Below are 1962 nucleotides of genomic sequence, written 5' to 3'. Positions count from 1 at the left end.
CGTGTTCATGCCGATGTCGACCAAAGTCAGCGGCTACGTGATGAGCCCGCTGGGCGGTCACGACTTCTACGGGGTGGACATCTCGGAGTGATCCTGAGAATACCCGCGTGATTGGGGCGTCCGGGAGACCGGGCGCCTCGCAATACTTTTAGGGGCCAAACATCGGAGACCGATGACCGCTGGCGCAACTGGGTGCGGCGGGCAGGGGCTCCCCACAGGTTCCGAAGAGAACCGCAAACAGGACCGGTGACATGTTACGTTTCATAATCGGCAAGATCCTCTGGCTGATCCCCACGCTGATCGGCATCACGATCGTGGCCTTCGGGTTCGTTCGGGTGCTGCCCGGGGACCCGGTGCTGCTGATGGCAGGCGAGCGCGGGCTGAGCCCCGAACGCCATGCCGAGCTGGCGCATCAGCTCGGCTTCGACCGCCCGCTCTGGCAGCAATATCTCGATTTCATCTGGCAACTCGCCCATGGCAATCTCGGCGACAGCCTCGTGACCCACAAGCCGGTGCTGGGCGAGTTCTTCGCGCTCTTCCCGGCCACGCTGGAGCTGGGCGTCTGCGCGATGTTCCTCGCCGTCGTGATCGGCGTGCCGATCGGCGTGCTGGCCGCAATCAAGCGCGGCTCGTGGTTCGATCAGGCGACGATGGGCACCGCACTGGTGGGCTATTCGATGCCGATCTTCTGGTGGGGCCTGCTGCTGATCATCCTGTTCTCGGGCATCCTGCAATGGACGCCGGTCTCGGGGCGCATCTCGCTGATGTATTATTTCCCCAATGGCACGGGCTTCATGATCTGGGACGCGCTGATGTCGGGGCAATCGGGCGCGCTGACCTCGGCGCTGAGCCACCTGATCCTGCCTGCGGTCGTGCTCGCCACGATCCCGCTCGCGGTGATCGCGCGCCAGACCCGCTCGGCGATGCTCGAAGTGCTGGGTGAGGATTACGTGCGCACCGCGCGCGCCAAGGGGATGCCGCCGCGCCGCGTCGTGGGCGTCCACGCGCTGCGCAATGCGATGATCCCGGTGATCACCACGATCGGCCTGCAGGTCGGTATGCTGATGGCGGGCGCGATCCTGACCGAGACGATCTTTTCCTGGCCGGGCATCGGCAAATGGATGGTCGATTCGATCTCGCGGCGTGACTACCCCTCCGTGCAGGGCGGGCTGTTGATGATCGCGCTGATCGTGATGTTCGTGAACCTGATCGTGGACCTGCTCTACGGTCTGATTAACCCGCGTATCCGGCATAGGTGAGTGAGATGTCCGAAGTGACCGAAACCGATATCCCGGCCGGCACGCGCCGCGCGCAGTTCGCCGAGTTCTGGTTCTATTTCAAAGAAAACCGTGGGGCCGTGATCGGTCTGGTGGTGTTCGCCCTGATCGCGCTGGCCGCGATTGCGGCACCGCTGATCTCGCCCTTCGATCCCGACACGCAGTTCCGCGACGCGCTTCTGGCGACGCCGCTGACGCATGATGCCAACGGCACCTTCCTGATGGGCACCGATGCGGTCGGGCGCGATATCCTCTCGCGCCTGCTGTTCGGCGCGCGTTTCTCGCTGTTCATCGGCGTGATGGTCGTGCTGCTCGCGCTCTCCGTGGGCGTGATCCTTGGCCTGCTCGCCGGTTGGTTCGGCGGCTGGGTCGATACCGTGATCATGCGGGTGATGGATATCATCCTCGCCTTCCCGTCGCTGCTCTTGGCACTCGTCTTCGTGGCGGTGCTCGGCCCGGGGCTGATCAACGCGATGATCGCCATCGCCATCGTCTATCAGCCGCATTTCGCGCGTCTGACGCGGGCGGCCGTGCTGTCCGAGAAGAACCGCGATTACGTCATGGCCGCACAGGTCGCGGGCGCGGGCCATATGCGCCTCATGTTCCGCACGGTGCTGCCGAACTGCCTCGCGCCGCTGATCGTGCAGGGCACGCTGAGCTTCTCGAACGCGATCCTCGACGTGGC

General features: G+C 64.6%; 2 protein-coding genes. Both read left to right on the top strand.

What is annotated here, in order from left to right; genetic code table 11:
- Positions 1-251 precede the first annotated feature (251 nt).
- Positions 252-1259 carry an ABC transporter permease subunit gene (locus tag B3D39_RS14700; protein ID WP_078520874.1) on the top strand — a complete coding sequence of 336 codons (1008 nt, stop codon included), beginning with the start codon at positions 252-254 and terminating at the stop codon, positions 1257-1259.
- A gap of 5 nt (positions 1260-1264) precedes the next feature.
- The coding region (locus B3D39_RS14695) for an ABC transporter permease subunit (protein WP_286789837.1) at positions 1265-1962 on the top strand (698 nt) is incomplete at its 3' end.

The sequence above is a fragment of the Thioclava sp. UBA3469 genome (assembly GCF_002378135.1).
In the GTDB taxonomy this organism is placed as follows: domain Bacteria; phylum Pseudomonadota; class Alphaproteobacteria; order Rhodobacterales; family Rhodobacteraceae; genus Thioclava; species Thioclava sediminum.
The sequence above is the reverse complement of the archived record's forward strand: the minus strand, read 5'-3'. Positions and strand labels throughout refer to the sequence as shown.

What these genes read in the sequence shown, in the direction of transcription:
- B3D39_RS14700 (WP_078520874.1), top strand. Translation starts at nt 252, where the DNA reads ATGTTACGTTTCATAATCGGCAAGATCCTCTGGCTGATCCCCACGCTG.